Source organism: Dactylosporangium sp. NPDC051484 (assembly GCF_040689395.1).
Classification (GTDB): domain Bacteria; phylum Actinomycetota; class Actinomycetes; order Mycobacteriales; family Micromonosporaceae; genus Dactylosporangium.
Window position 1 is genome coordinate 56942 of record NZ_JBFAZX010000027.1, and the last position, 18676, is coordinate 75617.

Annotated in this window: 17 protein-coding genes; 9 read left to right on the forward strand and 8 right to left on the reverse strand. The window is 74.8% G+C overall.

What is annotated here, in order from left to right; all coding sequences use genetic code 11:
- Positions 1-4: 4 nt before the first annotated feature.
- A complete protein-coding gene (locus AB0367_RS30970) occupies positions 5-781 on the forward strand; it encodes a hypothetical protein (protein ID WP_366230009.1) in 777 nt (258 codons plus the stop codon).
- Positions 782-790: 9 nt separating this feature from the next.
- Here AB0367_RS30970 and AB0367_RS30975 read toward each other — a convergent pair whose 3' ends face one another.
- The 5 genes from AB0367_RS30975 to AB0367_RS30995 all read right to left on the reverse strand — a co-directional run bounded on the left by AB0367_RS30975 (position 791) and on the right by AB0367_RS30995 (position 8108).
- A complete protein-coding gene (locus tag AB0367_RS30975) occupies positions 791-4150 on the reverse strand; it encodes an error-prone DNA polymerase (RefSeq protein WP_366230010.1) in 3360 nt (1119 codons plus the stop codon).
- Positions 4150-5730, reverse strand: a complete 1581-nt coding sequence (locus AB0367_RS30980; protein ID WP_366230011.1) for a DNA polymerase Y family protein — start codon at positions 5728-5730, stop codon at positions 4150-4152. The genes AB0367_RS30975 and AB0367_RS30980 overlap by 1 nt, the downstream gene beginning before the upstream one ends.
- Positions 5696-6493 (reverse strand): hypothetical protein, encoded by a 798-nt coding sequence (locus AB0367_RS30985; protein WP_366230049.1) that lies wholly within the window; start codon positions 6491-6493, stop codon positions 5696-5698. Before AB0367_RS30985 ends, AB0367_RS30980 begins: the two co-directional genes overlap by 35 nt.
- A gap of 458 nt (positions 6494-6951) precedes the next feature.
- Positions 6952-7080, reverse strand: a complete 129-nt coding sequence (locus AB0367_RS30990; RefSeq protein ID WP_366230012.1) for a hypothetical protein — start codon at positions 7078-7080, stop codon at positions 6952-6954.
- Between the two features lie 605 nt (positions 7081-7685).
- Positions 7686-8108, reverse strand: a complete 423-nt coding sequence (locus tag AB0367_RS30995; RefSeq protein ID WP_366230013.1) for an SAV_6107 family HEPN domain-containing protein — start codon at positions 8106-8108, stop codon at positions 7686-7688.
- Positions 8109-8840: 732 nt separating this feature from the next.
- Between AB0367_RS30995 and AB0367_RS31000 the strand changes: the two genes are divergently transcribed.
- From AB0367_RS31000 to crtI, 7 genes are all read left to right on the forward strand, one after another.
- Positions 8841-9791, forward strand: a complete 951-nt coding sequence (locus AB0367_RS31000) for an EamA family transporter (RefSeq protein ID WP_366230014.1) — start codon at positions 8841-8843, stop codon at positions 9789-9791.
- A 61-nt stretch (positions 9792-9852) separates the two neighbouring features.
- Positions 9853-10341: a YbaK/EbsC family protein gene (locus AB0367_RS31005; RefSeq protein WP_366230015.1), complete on the forward strand. Its 489-nt coding sequence runs from the start codon at positions 9853-9855 to the stop codon at positions 10339-10341.
- A gap of 59 nt (positions 10342-10400) precedes the next feature.
- On the forward strand, positions 10401-10991 hold the full coding sequence (locus tag AB0367_RS31010; RefSeq protein WP_366230016.1) for a monooxygenase: 591 nt from the start codon (positions 10401-10403) through the stop codon (positions 10989-10991).
- A complete protein-coding gene (locus AB0367_RS31015) occupies positions 10988-11524 on the forward strand; it encodes a GNAT family N-acetyltransferase (RefSeq protein ID WP_366230017.1) in 537 nt (178 codons plus the stop codon). Before AB0367_RS31010 ends, AB0367_RS31015 begins: the two co-directional genes overlap by 4 nt.
- Positions 11521-12261, forward strand: coding sequence for a carotenoid biosynthesis protein (locus tag AB0367_RS31020; RefSeq protein WP_366230018.1), 741 nt, complete (start codon positions 11521-11523; stop codon positions 12259-12261). The genes AB0367_RS31015 and AB0367_RS31020 overlap by 4 nt, the downstream gene beginning before the upstream one ends.
- The gene (locus AB0367_RS31025) at positions 12246-13337 is read left to right on the forward strand and encodes a glycosyltransferase (RefSeq protein WP_366230019.1); all 1092 of its coding nucleotides are present in this window, start codon (positions 12246-12248) and stop codon (positions 13335-13337) included. The genes AB0367_RS31020 and AB0367_RS31025 overlap by 16 nt, the downstream gene beginning before the upstream one ends.
- Positions 13325-14782 (forward strand): phytoene desaturase family protein, encoded by a 1458-nt coding sequence (crtI, locus tag AB0367_RS31030; RefSeq protein WP_366230020.1) that lies wholly within the window; start codon positions 13325-13327, stop codon positions 14780-14782. The genes AB0367_RS31025 and crtI overlap by 13 nt, the downstream gene beginning before the upstream one ends.
- Positions 14783-14814: 32 nt before the next feature.
- Here the strand turns inward: crtI and AB0367_RS31035 are convergent, their stop codons facing one another.
- From AB0367_RS31035 to AB0367_RS31045, 3 genes are all read right to left on the reverse strand, one after another.
- The gene (locus AB0367_RS31035; protein ID WP_366230021.1) at positions 14815-15477 is read right to left on the reverse strand and encodes a CDP-alcohol phosphatidyltransferase family protein; all 663 of its coding nucleotides are present in this window, start codon (positions 15475-15477) and stop codon (positions 14815-14817) included.
- Positions 15464-16381, reverse strand: a complete 918-nt coding sequence (gene metF / locus AB0367_RS31040) for a methylenetetrahydrofolate reductase [NAD(P)H] (protein WP_366230022.1) — start codon at positions 16379-16381, stop codon at positions 15464-15466. Before metF ends, AB0367_RS31035 begins: the two co-directional genes overlap by 14 nt.
- Positions 16382-16874: 493 nt before the next feature.
- A complete protein-coding gene (locus AB0367_RS31045; RefSeq protein WP_366230023.1) occupies positions 16875-17303 on the reverse strand; it encodes a hypothetical protein in 429 nt (142 codons plus the stop codon).
- Between the two features lie 127 nt (positions 17304-17430).
- Here AB0367_RS31045 and AB0367_RS31050 point away from each other — a divergent pair, with 127 nt between their 5' ends.
- Entirely contained in the window at positions 17431-18669 is a 1239-nt protein-coding gene (locus tag AB0367_RS31050) for a hypothetical protein (protein ID WP_366230024.1), read from the forward strand.
- Positions 18670-18676 lie beyond the last annotated feature (7 nt).

The following is an 18676-nucleotide window of genomic DNA, read 5'->3' on the forward strand; positions in this document are numbered from 1 at the left end:
CGGCATGACCACTTCCCGCGGCCCCGCCAACATGATGTTCCTCGTGGCCGCCGTCGAGTTCCTGGTCGGCGCCGGCTTGCTCATCGCGGGGCTGGCGGTGGGCGCAGCGCTGATGCTCGGCAGCCTCCTGCTGTTCTGGCTCGGCATGAAGTTCAACTACCGGGCCGCGCGGGCCCGCGCCCTGCGCGAGCGGGGCGTGCCGGGCACCGCGCAGGTGCTCGGCGCCCGGCAGACGGGTATGACCCTCAACGACCAGCCGCAGGTGGCGCTGGACCTGCGGGTCACCGCGCCCGGCCACGGCACGTACGACGCGAGTATCAAGGACTTCGTGCCGTTCATCGCCCTGGGCATGCTGGGCAGCGGCCGGCCTCTGACGGTGCGGGTCGACCCGCACGACCGGCAGCGGATCCTCATCGACTGGGAGTTCACACCGCCGGCCGGCGCCGCCGAGGTCCAGCGGGCGGTCGCCGGGCCGGACCCGGTGGACCCCGCCGAGGCGGCGCTGGTCATGGCGCACATCCTGGCCACGGGCGTGCCTGGCACGGTCCGGGTGCTGTCCGCCGAGTTCGCCGGCAGCCTCGACGAGCAGGGCCGTCCGGTGTACTCCGCGCAGTTGCACATCCAGGTGGAGGGGCGCAATCCGGTCGCCGGGCCGGCCGTGTTCGCGGTGCCGCTGGAGCGCGTCTCGGTCATGCGGCCCGGCGGCATGATCCCGATCAAGGCCGACCCGTACGACCCGCGGAAGTTCGCCGCCGACTGGGACCGGCTGACGACCTCGTGACGCGGGCGCCTAACGGAAGTCCCGGGAGGGGGAGCGGATCGGCAGGGTCAGCGCCGCCAGGTGGTCGGCCCGCAGGTTGAGCACCCCATCCGCCTTCTCCAGCACCCCGCGCACGATCATGGCGTTCGCCGTCCGGGCGACCCGGCGGTACCGCTGCCAGAGCCCCGGCGTGCAGGTCACGTTGAGCATGCCGGTCTCGTCCTCCAGGTTGATGAACGTCACCCCGCCGGCCGTCGCCGGGCGCTGCCGGTGGGTCACGATCCCGCCGACCGACACCCGCCGGCCGTGCCCGACGCCGTGCAGGGCCTCGATCGACAGGGCGCCGATCGTGTCCAGGTAGGGCCGGGCGAACTGCGCCGGGTGCGCGTCCGGCGCCAGGCCGGTCGCCCACACGTCGGCGACCATGCGCTCGACGGCGTCCATCCCGGGCAGCATCGGCGAGCGGGTGCCGCCGGTCGTGCCGGGCAGCCGCCCCGCCGTCTCCTGCGCCGCCGCGCCGGCCGCCCACAGCGCCTCGCGGCGGGTCAGCCCGAGGCAGGCGAACGCGCCGGCGGTCGCGAGCGCCTCCAGGTGCGTCGCGCTCAGCCCGGCGCGGCGGGCGAGATCGCTCATTGAGGTATACGGCCCGCCCTCGCGCCGGACCTCCTCGATGCGCTTGGCGACGGCCTCGCCGAGTGAGCGCACCGACCGCAGCCCGAGCCGGACCACCGGCCCGCCGCGCCCCCAGTCGCCCGGCTTTTCGGATACCTCCGAGTCATCGCCGTCTTCCGGTGGCTCCAGCTTCGCTGCGGCGGCGCTCGCGTTGACGTCCGGGCGGCGGACCGTCACCCCGTGCCGGCGGGCGTCGTCGACCAGGGTCTGCGGCGAGTAGAAGCCCATCGGCTGGGCGTTGAGCAGCGCGGCGCAGAACGCGGCCGGGTGGTAGCGCTTGAGCCAGGCGCTGGCGTACACCAGATAGGCGAAGCTCATCGCGTGGCTCTCCGGGAAGCCGTAGTTGGCGAACGCGGCCAGCTTGTCGAACAGCTCGTCGGCCAGCGCCCCGGTGATGCCGTTGCGCGCCATGCCGGCGAAGAGCCGTTCACGGATCGCGGCCATCCGCTCCATCGAGCGCTTCGAGCCCATGGCCCGGCGCAGCTCGTCGGACTCGGCCGGGGTGAACCCGGCGACGTCGATGGCCATCTGCATGAGCTGCTCCTGGAACAGCGGCACGCCCAGGGTCTTCGCAAGCGACGGCTTCAGCAGCGGATGCGGGTAGGTGACCTCCTCCAGCCCGTTCCTGCGCCGGATGTACGGATGGACCGAACCGCCCTGAATCGGGCCCGGCCGGATCAGCGCCACCTCCACCACGAGGTCGTAGAACTCGCGCGGCTTGAGCCGCGGCAGCGTGGCCATCTGGGCCCGGCTCTCCACCTGGAACACGCCGACCGAGTCGGCGCGGCACAGCATGTCGTACACCTCGGGGTCATCCAGCGGCATGTGCGCGATGTCCAGCTCGGAGTCGATCATCTCGAACGCGTATCGCAGCGCCGAGAGCATGCCGAGCCCGAGCAGGTCGAACTTCACCAGCCCGACCGACGCGCAGTCGTCCTTGTCCCACTGCAGGACGGTGCGGTCGCGCATCCGGGCGTGCTCGACCGGACACACCTCGATCACCGGCCGGTCGCAGATGACCATGCCGCCGGAGTGGATGCCCAGGTGCCGCGGGAACGTGAGCAGCTCGTTGGCGAAGTCGATCACCGGCGCCGGGATCTCGCCGAGCTCCGCGCTCGCCATGGGCCCCCAGCGCTCGACCTGCTTGCTCCAGGCGTCCTGCTGCCCCGGCGAGTGCCCGAACGCCTTGGCCATGTCGCGGATCGCGGACTTCGGACGGTACGAGATGACGTTGGCCACCTGGGCGGTGAACGTGCGCCCGTACTTGCCGTAGACGTGCTGGATGACCTCCTCGCGCCGGTCCGACTCGATGTCGATGTCGATGTCCGGCGGGCCGTCGCGCTCCGGGGACAGGAACCGCTCGAACAGCAGCCCCCACCGCACCGCGTCGACGTTGGTGATCTTCAACGCGTAGCACACCGCGGAGTTGGCCGCCGAGCCGCGCCCCTGGCAGTAGATGCCGTTGCGCTCGCAGAACGTGACGATGTCGTGCACCACCAGGAAGTACCCCGGAAAATTCAGCTTCTCGATCAGCGCCAGCTCGTGTTCGAGCTGCTCATAGGCCTTCTGATCGCCGCGGTACCGCTCGGCGGCGCCCCGCATCGTCAGGTGCCGCAGCCACGACATCTCCGACACGCCCGCGACGGGCACCGGGTACGCCGGCAGGTTCGGCGCCACCAGCTTGAGGTCGAAGGACAGCTCCTCGCCGAGGGCGGCGGCCCGGGGTACCGCATCCGGGAAGGCCGCGAACCGGGCGGCCATCTCCGCGCCGCTGCGCAGGTGCGCGGTCCCGGCCGCGGGCAACCAGCCGTCGATCTCGTCGAGGCTGCGCCGGGCCCGCACGGCGGCGAGCGCGGTGGCCAGCCGGCGGCGCCCCGGCGCGGCGTAGTGCACGTTGTTCGTCGCGACGACCGGAAGCTTATTCTGAAATGCGAGGTCGGCGAGCGCGTCGTTGCGCTCGTCGTCGAGCGGGTCGCCGTGCGAGGTCAGCTCGACGGCCACCGAGTCCGGCCCGAACAGGGCGACCAGCCGGTCCAGCTCGGCGCGCGCCGCGTCCGGGCCGGCCGAGAGCAGCGCGGCCGGCACGTGCCCCTTGCGGCACCCGGTCAGCAGCATGACGTGGTCGCGCAGCGCCGCCGCGGCCTCCTCCAGGTCGTACACCGGGCGGCCCTTCTCCCCACCGCGCAGGTGCGCCTCGCTGATCGTGCGGGACAGCCGGGCGTATCCCTCGGGCCCCCGGGCGAGCAGCAGCAGGTGCCGCCCGAGCGGGTCCGGCTCGCCATTGGCGGGCCCCGGCAGCCCGAGCGACAGCTCCGCGCCGAACACGGTGCGCATCCGCAGGGCCCGTGCCGCCTCGGCGAAGCGCACCACGCCGTAGAAGCCGTCGTGGTCGGTGATCGCGATCGCGGACAGCCCCGTCCGGGCCGCCGCCTCGGCCAGTTCCTCGGGGTGGCTCGCCCCGTCGAGGAAGCTGAAGTTGCTGTGGCAGTGCAGTTCCGCGTACGGGACCGGGTCGACGGGCCGGGCGAGCGGCGGCGCCTCGTACTCGGCGCGCTTGCGCGTCCAGGCCGGCGAGTCACCGCCGTCGCCGTGGTCGGCGCAGAGCACGTCGGGGTGATACCCGGGACCGGGCGGCTCCCAGCTCTTGGCGTCCCGCTTGCGGCCGGTGAGCCGCCGCTCCAGCTCCGACCACGGTATGTCGGGGTTGTTGAATCCCATCAGTCGTACAGTGCTTCCACGAACCAGGCTCCGCCCCGCAGTACCGCGAGGACGGCCCGGTCGTCGGCCAGCTGCAGCTGGAACCGCGCCACGCGCCGCGACTCGCCGTCGGCCCACCAGCGCTCGTCCACGGGCCAGGGCCCGGCCCACCCGACGATCCCGGCGGCGCGCTCCTGCGCGCCGATCCGAGCCTGCGCCGGTACCCCGCTGAGCTCCAGCCGCCCGCCGACACGCACCGGCCGCCCGTCCGCGTCGAGCACCTCGGCGGGGATCGGCTCGACGTACACGGTGGCGGGGCTCGGTCCCGGCAGCCGCCCGGGCCAGGGCGCCTCGACCCCCTGCGCGATCCGCTCGTCGCCCCAGGCCACGAGCCGGATGCGACTACGGTCGGCCCGCCCGCCGTCGAGCACCGCGGTCAGCACGGCGTCGGGCCCGAGCAGCCCCTGGACGCGGGTCAGCGCGCGGTGCGCCCGGTCGCGCTCCTCGCCGGCCTCGCCCCACAGCCCCGGCTGCAGCCCGAGGTGCTCGACCACGCCCTCGGGTATCAGCCGCAGTCGCGCGATCCCTCCGTTCCGGCTCCCCGTCGCCTGGTTGCCTTTGCCCCGCAGCCAGCCGTCCAACTGCCATCGCAGCCGGTCGGCGATGGCGTTCACGCTCAGCAGGCCGTCGTGGCGCCAGGTGCGCACCAGTTCCTCGCCGGTCTCGGTGACCGCCTCGATCGCCAGGCGGGTGCAGGCCAGGCCGTGCGACCCGAGCCGGTCGTGCAGCCGCTCGGCCAGTGCCCGGGCCGCGAACGCCGCAGCGTCGACGCGGTCGACCGGCTCGTCGAACGTCTCGGCGACGTCGAGGTCGGCCGGCGGCCGGCGCGGGGCCAGCGGCCGCTCGTCGCGGCCCCCCGCGAGCCGGTGCGCGAGCGCCGCGTCGAACCCGAACCGGTCGAGCACGTCGGCCCCCGGCAGCGCCGCGAACTCCCCGAGCGTGTGGATTCCGAGCCGCCGCAGCAGGTCGGCCAGCCCCGGCCGCCCGAGCGCCGTGATGCTCAGCCCCGACAGGAACCGCGCGGTCTCCCCGTCCGGCACGATGACCCCGGCCCGCGCCGCCAGCCCCGCCGCGAACGTCCCCTCGGCGATGCCGGCCTGCGCCTCGACGTCGCACTGCTGGGCGATCTGCTCGACGATGCGCTCGGCCGCCGCCGCTTCGCCACCGTGATACCGGGCCGGGCCGCGCGCCGCCAGCGCACACGCCCCCGGCCGCAGCATCTGCACCCCGGCCGCGATCGCCTCGACGGCCGCGAGCACCGGCTCGAACGCCCGCATGTCCCGCCCCGGGTCGTGCTCGAGCACGATGAGGTGCGGGCACCGCCCCTGCGCCTCCCGCTTGCGCAGCCCCCGCCGCACCCCCTCCGCCCGCGCCGCCGGCGACGCGACCAGCACCCGGTTGGCGTGCATGACGGCCACCGCCTCGTGCGCCGGATACCCGTCGACGATCTCGGCCGCGATCACCGGCCAATCCGGGCACCACACCACGATCGTGCGCACCGCCGCCTCACCCCACCCTTCGCAGCCGGACGGGTTCCTCATGGACATCCGGCAGTGCCCCGATCGCGGGCCCCGAATCGGCGGCGGCCGGCAGAGCGCGAGTGACCGGCGGCAGGACGCCCTCCAGGGCCGGCAGCCACAACGTCACCTCGCGCGGTGCGGCGGCCGACCCCCGGCCCCGGGCCTGGATGGTCATCTCCCGGCAGCGCAGCCGTCCCCGCCCGGCGCCGAGGCCACCCCAGGCCCCACGCACCGGCGCCACGGTCAGGTCGGCCCCCGTCCAGGCCCCGGTCCAGGCCCCCGCCGGCATGAGCACGCTCCCCCGCTGCCGGGCCCGGGCCGCCAGCCGCCCGGCCACCACCGGCGCGACCGGCCCGGGCGGCGCCGCCACGACGATGTCGACCCCGTCGAGCAGTGCGGCCACGATGGTGGTCCACTCGGTGCCCGGATTCGGTACCAGCGCCAGCCGCTCCAGCGCGATCCCCATCTCGGCCGCGGCGATCGGGCTGAGCGCCGGCAGCCCCACGACCGCACACCACGACCCGGCCCGCGACGCCGCCGCCAGCAGCGCGAGCAGGACCGACGAGGTGTGTACCGCGATCGTCGCCCCGCGCCGCAGCCCACCCCCCGGCAGCAGCGCCCGCAGCCCCGACAGCACCGGCAGCGTCCGGATACTCCCCGTCTCCGCGGCGCCGTGCCCGCTGGCCGTGCGCACCACACCGCCCAGCCCCGCGGCCCGCACCACCTGCAGCCCCGCACCGCCACCCGCCGAGGAGCGCGCCGACCCGACCGCCGGACCGCGCAGCGAGCCAAGCGCCGGACCGAGCACGGGGCCGAGCGCCGGGCCGAGCGGAGACGGACGCGGCGGTTCGCTTCCGGTGCGGCCGGGTAGGTCGCCACCGAAGGGGCGGGCACCCTCGACGCCGAGCCCATCGAGCTGGTCGCGGTGGTGCGCCTGGTGACCATCCACCGGCTCGGCCCCTGTCAGCCGCTCAAGCCACCGGGGCGCGGCCCGCCCTCCGACGACGGCAACCGACGCCCAGTCGTCGTCCTCGCAACGCACATCGTCGTACGCCTCGTCATAGAACTCGGCGGCCGCCGAAGCCGACATGCCAGCCACGGCACCTACTCCCCCACTATCGTGCTCAATCCATATAAATACGGGCAAATCGCCCATAGGCAGAATGCCTGCTGTCACTCCTCGCCCGCCGGGAACCGCTGCCTTCCCGACCTCAGCGGCGGCGCCAACACCCAGAGGCCGAATCACGCATAAGAGCGACCGCCAATTGGATGCTCGGCATCGCGAGCCGAGTTCACGCGGCGCTGGCCGCGCCTGCGATCCGCGTTCTCCATGATCACGGAGTGAAAATGCACAAAAAGCAGCACGTTCACTCCGTGATCATGGAGAACCCCGCGGCGGATCACGGACCACGTCCACCAGCAGCTCGACCGGGCCCCGACGGACGGAACACGACTGAAGTCGGCGACGAATCGGCCGTCCACGAACCGTCGACCGCGGCCAGACGGACCGGGACCGAACCCGGGCGACGAGGGGACCGAACCCCGGCGACGAAGCGGCCACCCGCGAACGGGCGGCCTCGACGAATCGGCCGCCGGCAAGCGAACTGGCACGACTGACAAGCCAGTCGCCGGCCGATCGCCGGGCAATGACCGACCGGTGCGGGGCTGGCGGGGTCGGTCGTGGTTGCCGCCGAACGGGCGAGCAGGGCCGCGGCCGGCAGCTCGGCGAATGGGCCATGGGCCATGGGCCGGCCGCCCGGCGAGCCGGCTGGTCCGGTGGGCCGGCCACCCAATGAGCGAGCAGGGCCGTGAGCCGGACGCTCGGTGACGGGCGATGGGGCCGATCGCCCGGCGAGCCGGATGGCTGCCGAGCCAACTGCCCGCAGGCCCGGCGGCCCAGTGGGCACGGGGCCGCCTGGGCGGCGGGCGACTCGGGCTTGGCGGATGGTTGGCACCGGTGCGCAGGGGACGCGGCGTCAGCTTGCCAAGCCCTCGAGCCTCGGCTGATACGAGTAGCCGAGGGCGACCTCGACGACGGCGATGAACTGCTCGGCGGCGCGCATCAGGTCGTCGGCCTCACGGGCGCTGACCACGCGGGGGATGCCGGCCTCGGCGGCCGAGCGCTTGCTGGCGCCCGCCGCGAAGAACGATGCCCACTCGGACAGCTCCGGGGCAACGAGCACGAGCAGCGACCAGACGCTGGTCACGCGATTGCGCCGGCTGGGTGCTGCGGGCACCGCACGGGCGGCGAGCACCGCGGCGGCCGCGCGCAGGGCCGCCAGGTGGGCGGTGGCGTAGCGCATGCCGTCGGTGCGGATCTCCGCCGCCTCCTCGAGGCCGTGGCGGGCCAGGGTCAGCAGCTCCCGCGGGGTGCGATGGGGAAGCGCGTGCGCGGGCACCGGAAGCTGCTGGCGAGACGCACCGCCAGCCGGCACAGGGGCCGGAAATCGACTGACGTTGGACGCGTTGGACGAGCTGGTCGAACGGTTCGTCGGCATCGGTGCTCTCCCTCTGTGGTGCGTCGGCAGGTCTTTGCCTGTGGTGCGCATGCATGCGCGTGCCGTGCCGCCGTGGGGGGAGTCACAGCGCCACGCGGGTCGAACGGGTGCCGTTGCCCGCGATGGGCGACGACGCGCCGGCCGGGCGTGGAGCTTCCCCACACCACACCCGGCCGGCTGGGTCGCCGCCCGCCGCCCGGGGGTCGTGGGCGGCGAGCGGCGGCCCCGCCTGAGGCCAGACCCGCGAAAATCTGGCCTCCGCGGTGTCGCGGACCGCGCTCGGGATCAGCGCCGCGAATCGCCCTCCCGAAGCAGTTCGAACACTCGTTCGATGGGTTAAGACTACACCGGGAAGGGCGGTGGGTGGCAATGGTTGGGGGAGAATTTCGAACACTCGTTCGGATGATTCGCGCCCCGGCCGTCGTCAGGAACTCACCGAGGAAGCGGGCCACGTCCACCTCCCCGCCCATCAACAGCGTCGCCGACACCCCCGGCGCCGACCGCGAGGCACCGCCCGCCGGCTCCCGGGCGAGGGACTGTCGTCATACTCGGCACCCTAACCATGGGGTGCGACAAAAACCGCCGCCCGTAAGGAGCGGAATAACCACTACCCCTGATCGATACGCTCATCGGGTGAATCACCGGCCCCGCCCCGCCGTCGGCGTCGCGATGGTGCTCGCCGGCAGCATCCTGTTCGCCGTCAACGGGACCGTCTCGAAGCTGGCCTCCGCCACCGGCATCGACTCGCCGCAGCTGACCACCCTGCGCGCCAGCGGGGCCGCGCTCGGGCTGTTCGCGCTGGTGCTGGCGGTGCGCCCGAGCCGGCTGCGGATCACCCGGCGCGAGCTGCCGATGCTCGTCGCGTACGGCCTGGCGGGCTTCTTCGCAGTCCCGATGCTCTACTTCGTCGCGATCAACCGCATGCCCGTCGGCATCGGCCTGCTGTTCGAGTACACCGCACCCGTCCTGGTCGCGCTCTGGGCCCGGTTCGTGCAGGGCCACGCCGTGCGGCCGCGTCTCTGGGCCGGTCTGGCCGCCTGCCTGGCCGGCCTCGCCTGCGTCGCCGAGATCTGGGGCCGGCTGCGCCTGGACACGCTCGGTGTGCTCGCCGCGCTGGCCTCCGCCGTGCTGCTCGCCGCCTACTACCTGCTCAGCGCCCGCGGCGTGGTGAGCCGGGACACGCTGTCGCTGACCGCGTACGCGTTCGGGGTCTCCGCGCTCGCCGGTGCCGTGCTCCGCCCGTGGTGGCGCTTCGACCCGTCCGTGCTCTTCAGGCTCACCGACAACAGCCAGACCGGGCACCTGCCGGTGTGGCTGCTGCTGACGTACATCGTGATCGGCGGCTCCATCGCCCCCTACCTGCTGATCGCCGGGGCCATGCGGCACCTGCCCCCGACCAGCGTCGGCATCATCGGCATGGCGGAGCCGGTGGTCGCCACCGCGGTCGCCTGGCTGGTGCTGCACGAGCACCTCAACGCGGCCCAGATCGCCGGCGGCGCGCTGATCCTCGCCGGCGTCGCGCTGGCCGAGACCGCCCGGGTCAAGGCCGAGCCGTCGGACCCGAGCTGTGTCCCGCCCAACTGAGTCCACACCCAACCGAGTCCACGCCGAACTGACCCTCCGAGCGAAAGGCAAGATGGAGCACATGCAGCCTCATCCCAACGTCCAGGCGATCCAGGACGCGCTGGACGCCGCCGGCGCGCGCGACGCGTCCGGCGGGCCGTGCCGGGTCAAGGTGCTCACCGAGGCGGTGCACACCGCCGCCGCGGCCGCCGCGGCGATCGGCATCGAGGTCGGCCAGATCGCCAACTCGCTGATCTTCGACGCCGGCGGGGAGCCGCTGCTCGTGCTCACCTCGGGCGCGCACCGGGTCGACACGGCCAAGGTCGCCGCGCTGCTGGGCCTGGCGAAGCTCAAGCGCGCCGACGCCGGCTTCGTGCGCGAGCACACCGGGCAGGTCATCGGCGGGGTCTCCCCGCTCGGGCACCCCAAGCCGGTGCGGACCCTGGTCGATGTGGACCTCGCGCGCTTCGACGAGGTGTGGGCGGCCGGCGGGATCCCGCAGGCGGTCTTCCCGATCACATACGCCGAGCTGGTGCGCGTCACCAGCGGCAGCGCCGCCGAAGTGGCGTGATCACGCGCCTTCACGTCTGGCGGGTGCCGCCGCGCGCGGTACCCGCGATGTTCTGGTCCATGGCGGTCGACAGGCGAAAAATCCGGAAGAATTCGTACTTCGCCAAGCTCCTCGGCACCGCCCGGAGCAGCGAGTTCGGGGTCGGCGCCGCCGACCTGACGCGGTGGGCGGCGCTCGTCGTGTCGGACGGGGAAACCCGCCCGCCGATGCGGGGCGCGGTGAGCAGCTGCACCATCACGCTGGAGCCGATCGCCAGCCGCGGCACCTGGTCAGGCCGCTCCCCCTTCACGCCGGAGCCGGCGGCGGGGCGTGACGGGCCGATCGCGGTGCTGACGCGGGCGCGGCTGCGGCCGTTGCGGGCGGCGGCGTTCTGGCGGGCCATCGATCCCGTCGCGCGCAGCCTGCGCACGGCCGAGGGGCTGCACTGCGCCTTCGGGGTCGGCGAGGCCCCCGTAGGATTCCAGGGCACGGTGAGCCTCTGGCGCTGCGCGGCGGACGTCACGCGGTTCGCGTACCGTCGACCCGAGCATGCCGCGGTCGTGGAGCGCACGGCTCGCCAGGGCTGGTATGCGGAGGAGCTGTTCGCCCGGTTCCGCGTGCTCGACATCGACGGCGACCGAGAGGTGATCGGGTGGAGGGACGGCCAGTGAGGCTGGTGCGGTGGCACGGGGAGGACCTGGTCGAACGCCTCGACGACGTCATCGCCGTGTATGGCGAGGCCATGGGCTACTCCGTGCAGCTGCTGCAGACCCGCCGCGGCTACGTCGCCGGGCACACCCGCCGCGAGGCGTTCCAGGCGGTCGCCACCCTCGACGACGACGACAACCTGCTCGGCTTCGGATACGGCTACCGCGGCGCCTCCGGCCAGTGGTGGCACGACCAGGTGCGCAGCGCGCTCAAGCGCGACGCCCGCAAGTACTGGCTGACCGACTGCTTCGAGCTGGTCGAGCTGCACGTCCGCCCGCTCGCGCAGGGGCACGGCATCGGCGCGCGCCAGCTGCACGAACTGCTCACCAGCGCCGCGCAACGCACGGTGCTGCTGTCCACGCCCGAGGCGCCCGAGGCGACGTCGAGGGCCTGGCGGCTGTACCGCCGGTTCGGCTTCGTCGACGTCCTGCGCCACTTCAACTTCCCGGGCGACGACCGCCCGTTCGCCGTGCTGGGCCGGGCCCTCCCCCTGTGAGGATCTGGTTCGGCCTCGGTGCGGTGGTGCTCGCCGAGATCGGGTATCCGCTCACCGAGGGCCGCGCCCGCGCGGCCCTCGTCGTCGTGACCGTCTGCCTCGGCTTCGCGCTGTCGGTCTGGCACGCGTATTCCACCCGGGGCGCACGGGCGGCCGGCGCGCTGGTGCTGGTCACGACCGGCGGCGGCCTCCTGGTCGAGGCCATCGGGCGCTCGACCGGCCACCCGTTCGGCGCCTACGACTACACCGGCGCGCTCGGCCCGCGGCTGCTCGGCGTGCCGGTGGTGATCCCGCTCGCCTGGACCTGGATGGCCTGGCCGGCGTGGGTGGCGGCGGGGCGCCTGACCGCGCGGCCGCTCGCCCGCGTCGGGGTAGCCGGGCTCGGGCTCGCCGCGTGGGACCTGTTCCTCGATCCGCAGATGGTTTCGCAGCGGTACTGGCTGTGGCACACGAGCACCCCCGCGCTCCCCGGCGTGCCGGGCATCCCGCTGACCAACTACCTGGGCTGGCTCGGGGTGGCCGTCGCGCTGATGGCCCTGCTGCGCCTCGCGCTCGGGGACGACCCGGTCCGGCCGGGGGCCGATGCGCCGATGTACGCGATGTACCTCTGGACGTACACCTCGAGCATCGTGGCTCATGGGCTCTTCCTGGGCCTGCCCGCCTCGGCCGCCTGGGGCGCGGTGGGCATGGGCCTCGTCGCGGTCCCGCTGGCGGTGCGGCTGTGGCGATCCTCCTGATCGGCTGCGCGGCGCTGCTCGCGCTGCTGGTCCACACGCTGGCCAACGCGCGCCTGCTGCGCCGCCCGCCGGCCGCCGGGGCCGCCGGGGTCGCGCCCGGGCAGGTCGCGGTCCTGCTGCCGCTGCGCGACGAGGCCGCCCGCGTCGAGCCGTGCCTGCGCGCGCTGCTGGAGCTGCCGCCCGCGATACGCGTGCTGGTGCTCGACGACGGATCCACCGACGGCACCGCCGAGCTGGTGCGGCGCGTCGCCGGCGACCGGGTCACGCTGCTGACCGGCCGGCCGCTGCCCGCCGGCTGGCTGGGCAAGCCGCACGCCTGCCAGCAGCTCGCCGACGCGGCCGGCGACGCCGAGGTCCTCGTGTTCCTCGACGCGGACGTGGTGCTCGCCCCGGACGCGGTCGAGCGCGCCACCGTCCTGTTGCGACGCTGCGGTGTGGACCTGCTCAGCCCGTACCCGCGCATCGAGGCGGTGGGCGCCGGCGAGCGGCTCGTCCAGCCCCTGCTGCAGTGGTCGTGGCTGACGTTCCTGCCGCTGCGGGCGATGGAGCGCTCGGCGCGCCCGTCGCTGGCCGCGGCGGGCGGGCAGTTCCTGGTCGTGCGCCGGGAGGCGTACGAGCGGGCCGGAGGGCACGCGGCGGTGCGCGACCGGGTGCTCGAGGACATCGAGCTGGCCCGGGCGGTGAAGCGCTCGGGCGGGCGGATCGCGCTCGCGGACGGCTCGGCGCTGGCGCGCTGCCGGATGTACGCCTCGTGGCGGGAGCTCTCCGACGGGTACGCCAAGTCGCTGTGGGCGTCCTTCGGCTCGCCGCTGGGCGCCGCGGCCGTGCTCGCCATGCTGCTGGCGCTCTACGTCGTGCTCCCCCTCACCGTCCTGTTCGGGCAGTGGGCGGGGCTGCTCGCCTACGCCCTGGGGGTCGCCGGCCGGGTCGCCACCGCGCGCGCGAGCGGCGGCCGGGCCTTCCCCGACGCGCTGGCGCATCCGGTCTGCGTGCTGCTGTTCGCCTGGCTGGTCGCCCGCTCGTACGCGCGCCGCGGCCGCACCACCTGGAAGGGGCGCCCGACATGGCGACCGTGACCGTCGTCGGCGCCGGCGTGGGCGGGCTGTCGGCCGCCGCCCGGCTCGCCGCGGCCGGGCACCGGGTGAGCGTGTTCGAGCAGGCGGCCACCGTCGGCGGCAAGCTCGGCCGGCACGAGCGGGAGACCGCGGCCGGTACGTTCCGGTTCGACACCGGCCCGAGCCTGTTCACGCTGCCGCAGGTCGCCGCGGAGCTGTTCGCGTCCACCGGCGGGGGCGGGCTGGACCTCGTGCCGCTCGACCCGATCGTGCGCCACCGCTTCCCCGACGGCTCCACCCTGGACTCGACCGGCGGCGACGCGTTCGCCGAGCGGATCGCGGCGGCCTTCGGCGCGGAGGCGGCCGCGGACTGGCGCCGGCTGTGGCGGCGGGCCGGGCGGGTCTGGGCAGCGTCCTGGCGGCACGTGCTGACGTCGCCCGTCGACCCGCTGCGGATGGCCGGGCTCGCGTGGCGGCTGGGCGACCTGGCCGCCATCGCGCCGGGCCGGACGCTGCGCGGCCTGGGCCGCACGCACCTGCGTGACCCGCGGCTGCGCATGCTGCTGGAGCGCTACGCCACCTACACCGGCGCCGACCCGCGCCGCGCGCCGGCCGCGCTGCTGGCGATCCCGTACGCGGAGCTGGCCTTCGGCGGCTGGTACCTGCGCGGCGGCCTCGGCACGCTCGCCGACGCGCTGCTGGAGCGCTGCGAGTCGCTGGGCGTGCGCGTGCACACCGGCACCGCGGTGCGCTCGATCGCCGTGGCCGGCTCGCGCGCCGCCGGCGTGGTGCTCGACGACGGCGCCGAGATCGCCGCGGACGTCGTGGTGGCCAACGCCGATGCCCTGCACGTGTACCGCGACCTGCTGCCGTCCCCGCGGCCTGCCCGCCGGCTCGCGGCGCGCAGCCTGGGCGGGTTCGTGCTGCTGCTCGGCGTGCGCGGGCGCACGCCCGGGATCGCGCACCACACGGTCCTGTTCCCGCGCGACTACGACGCCGAGTTCGATGCCGTCTTCGGCACGGCTCGCGGTGCCGGGCCCGTGCCCGTCGCCGACCCGGCCGTGTTCGTCACCGTCGCCGACGATCCGCTGGTCCGCCCGGACGGGTACGAGGCCTGGTTCGTCCTGGTGAACGCGGCCCCGCAGGGCCCCGTCGACTGGCGCTCGGCCGGCCCCGGCCACGCCGACCGGGTGCTGGAGGTGCTCGCCGAGCGGGGCTTCGACGTCCGCGACCGCCTGCTCTTCCGCCACGTGCTGACCCCGGCCGACCTGGAGGCCGCGACCCGCTCCCCCGGTGGCGCCATCTACGGCACCGCCAGCCACGGCCTCGGCGGGATGCTCCGCCCGCCCAACCGTGCCCCGGTCCCCGGCCTGTTCCTGGTCGGCGGCTCCGTGCACCCCGGCGGCGGGCTGCCCCTCGTGATGCTCTCCGCCAAGATCGTCGCGGATCTCATCGGAGCTGGTTGAGCAGCGCTACCAGGGCCGGCACCTCGTGCCGGTCATCGCAGGGACTTACGCACCGCCATCCACAGCTGCGCGAAGCCGACGACCGACACCGCCAGCGCGATCGCGAGGGTCACGGTCGCGGCGCGCGGGTCGAGCAGCGCCGCCAGCAGGCCGAGGATCGTGATCAGGATCCGGGTCGGACGCTCCGCGATCGTGACGGTGCCGATGCCGCTCATGCCGGCCACGGCGGCGCGGGCCCGGACGTATTCGTGCAGCCACATGACCGCGCCGCTTGCCACGGCCAGCCACGCGGGGGCGCCCAGCAGCGTGAACGCGATCAGCCAGGCGGCCTCGGCGAGGCGATCGGCGACCGCGTCGTACACCTGGCCCAGGCGCGTGGCGCGCGCCGCGACCACGGCGAGGACGCCGTCGACGGTGTCCGCGAACGCCGAGAGCAGGACCAGCATCGCGGCCACCAGCGGGCCGGCGGGCACGGTGACGGCGGCCAGGGGTACCGCCGCGGAGGAGAGCAGCCCGATCGACGTGATCGCGTCGGGGCTGCGCACGCCGAGGCGGACCAGGCCGGCACCCAGCCGATGGCAGAGCCGCAGCCAGCACCGGACCGGGGCCGCGGCCTCCCGCGGGTCGTAGCCGCCGTGGGTTTCGGACCAGCGCTCGCAGTACCCGTCCCAGCCGATCGGCTCAGGTCCGCGCACCGACGCCGAGCTGCTGCCACACCTCGCGGGTCGCGGTGGACCGGTTGAAGGTGATGAAGTGGATGCCGGGCACGCCCTCCTCGAGCAGGCGCTGGCTCATCTCGGTGGCGTGGTCGATGCCGAGGCGGCGCACCGCCTGCGGGTCGTCGGCGATCCGCTCGAAGCGCGCGGCCAGCTCCGGCGGGAACGGGGCGCCGGTGAGCTGTTGCGAGCGGGCGATGGTGCCGATGGCGGTGACCGGCATGAGGCCCGCGACGATCGGCGTGTCGCAGCCGGCTGCGGCGACCCGGTCACGCAGCCGCAGGTAGTCGTCGACGTCGAAGAACATCTGGGTGATCGCGAAGTCGGCGCCGGCCCGGCACTTGCGGACGAAGTTGGCGGTGTCGGACTCCACGTCGGGCGAGCGCGGATGCTTGTAAGGAAACGCCGCGACCCCGATGCTGAAGTCCCCGGCCTCGTGGACGAGGCGGACCAGGTCCTCCGCATACAGCACGCCATCGGGGTGGGCGACCCACTCCCCGGTCGGGTCGCCCGGCGGGTCACCGCGCACGAGCAGGAAGTTGCGAATGCCTGCCCCGGCGAGCTGCCCGATCACGTTGCGCAGCTCCGCGATCGAGTGGTTGACGGCCGTCAGGTGCGCCATCGGCAGCAGCGTGGTCTCGGTCGCGACGCGCTCGGTCACCGCCACGGTCGTGTCCCGGGTGCTGCCGCCGGCACCATACGTGATCGACACGAACGACGGCTGCAGCGACTCGAGCTCCCGGATCGCCTGCCACAGCTGCTGCTCCCCCTCGGGCGTCTTCGGCGGCGAGAACTCGAACGAGAACGTGGGCCCATGATGCGCGATCAGGTCGCCGATCGATGCCGGTCCACCGGTCATGACAGAGGGAAGTCCGAGAGCCACGCCCTGACTCTAGTGCCGAATGGCTGGTGATAGGCACTCCGGAACGGGCCCGGATCCTGTCGTACCTCTGGGGTAGAAAGGCGGGGTGGACATTGCTTCGGCTGGGGCCGCCCGCGACGGCCGCAGGTCGGGGCCTGTGTCCCTGGTGCCGCGAGCGGACGGGGGTCGCTGGTTCCAGGAGGTGAGGAATGCCTGGCAGACCGGGCGAGATCCCGGCCGCCGACGAGACGTTCGGCGCCCTGCTCACACGCCTGCGCCTGGCGCGGGGCCGGTCGCAGCTGCGCCTGGCCGAGATGCTGTGCGCGGCCGCCGACGTGCCCACGATCACACGGCACGAGGTGTCGCGATGGGAGCGTGGCGAACGGATACCGGGCGCGCCCTGGCTGGCGTGGCTGGCGTTCGTCCTGCAGGCACCGCTGGACGACCTCCAACGCGCGGCCGCGTGCTCGCGCCGCCTCCGCGCACCTGACCGGCCGCACCGCGCGACGGGCGGTCAGCCGCGAGCCGGGACGGGCACACCGCCGACGCCGCCGGCCCTGCCGCCGCCCGCTTCGCCGGCCACAGCGCCGGCCGGGGCCTCGTCCGCCGCGCCGACCGTTTCACCGTCCGCTTCGCCGGCCCTCGCACAGCCCACTTCGCCAACCACGGCACCGGCCGGGGCGCCAGCCGTCGCGCCGCGTCCTTCGCCAGCCACGGCACCGGCCGGGGCGCCGCCCGCTTCGCCCGCCGGTTCCCAGCCCGCTTCGCCAGCCACGACGCCGACCTGGGCGCCGGCCGTTTCACCGCCCGCTTCGCCGGCCGGTTCCCAGCCCGCTTCGGCAGCCGCGGCGCCGACCTGGGTGCCGCTTGTTTCGCCGGCCGTGGCCGTGGCGGCGGCCGGGTCGCCGGCTGAGGCCGGGCCGGGGCGGACCGGGGCCGGCACGCCGCGGGCTCCGGCCGGGGCCGCGCGAGCCGTGGCACCGGCGAAACCGGCCGCGACACGGACAGCGAAAGCCGCGCACACGGGCGTTCCGGCGGCTCTCGCGGCGGGACCGGACGAAGGGCTCAACGTGGACGCCGAGCGACGGATCGCCGAGCTGCGGCGGATGGACGACCTCGTCTGCGGGCCGGAGCTGGTGCGCCGCGTCCGCGACGAGTTCGCGGCGGCGGTGCGGGGCCGCGGGGAGCCGGCCGCGGCGCCGGCGCTGGGGCTGATCGCGCAGCTGGCGCAGCTCGCGATCTGGGCGGGCGTGGACGCCGGAGCGCCGGTCCGCGGGCGGACGGTCGCCGGGCTCGCCCGGCGCGGCGTGCGGGCCGCGATCGACGGCGGGCACGGGGCGCTCGCGGGGCACCTTCTCGGCTGCCTCGCGCAACTGCGTGCGGAAGAAGGCGACGGGGCGGCCGCGCTGCGGCTGGCGCGAGCGGCCCGGCGGGTGGCGGCGCCCGCCGACGCCGGCACGATCGCGCTGCTCTGGCTGCGGGAGGCGGCCGCCGCGGCGGCGTGCGGCGAGCGGAGCCACTGCGACGCGGCGCTGGCCGCGGCGGAGCGGGCGCACCGGGTGCGCACCGAGGAGCACGATCCGCCCTGGCTGTACTGGCTCGACGACGCCCACCTCGCCGCCGCGGCCGGGCGATGCCAGGCGGAGCTGGGGCGGCACCGGCTCGCGCTGCCACTGCTGGCCGTCGCCCTGGCCCCCACGCCCAGCGCGACCTGCGAGCCCACACGGCTCACGTCCATGAACACCGCCGACCTGCGGCGGGCCGCCACCTTCACCAACACCACCGGGCCACACCGTCACGCCGCGTTCACGAATGCCTCCGGACCGCACCGGCCGGGGACGGGCGCGAACAGCGCCGGGCCGCCCCGAGCCGGCACCTCCACCGGCACCGCCGAGCCGCATCGGGGCGGCAGGGCCGCGGGCGGCGAGGCGCCGAGCTGGTCGGCACAGGGGCGGGGCGTGCCGGGTGGACCGGGTGGACGGGGTGGTCCAGGTAGGCCACGAACGGCGGAAACGCCGTCCCGGCCTGAGGGCGTGCGGTTCCGCGCGGCCGGGCTCGTGCACGTCGCCCGAGCCCGGGCGCTCGTCGCGGCCGGGGAGCTGGACGAGGCCTGCGCCGCGGCCTGCGCGGCGTTGGCGGGTTGCGTGTCCAGCGGGTCGGTCCGGGTGCTCCGAGAGCTCGAACGGGTCCGGCCGGGGTTGCGGCGCGGCGCTCCCTATCGCGATTTTTCCGAAATGTACGAATCCATGCGACGACTGCTACCCGGTGTGACGGACACCGCCGAGCCGGCGGGGCGAGCTTCGAGCTAGCGTCTCT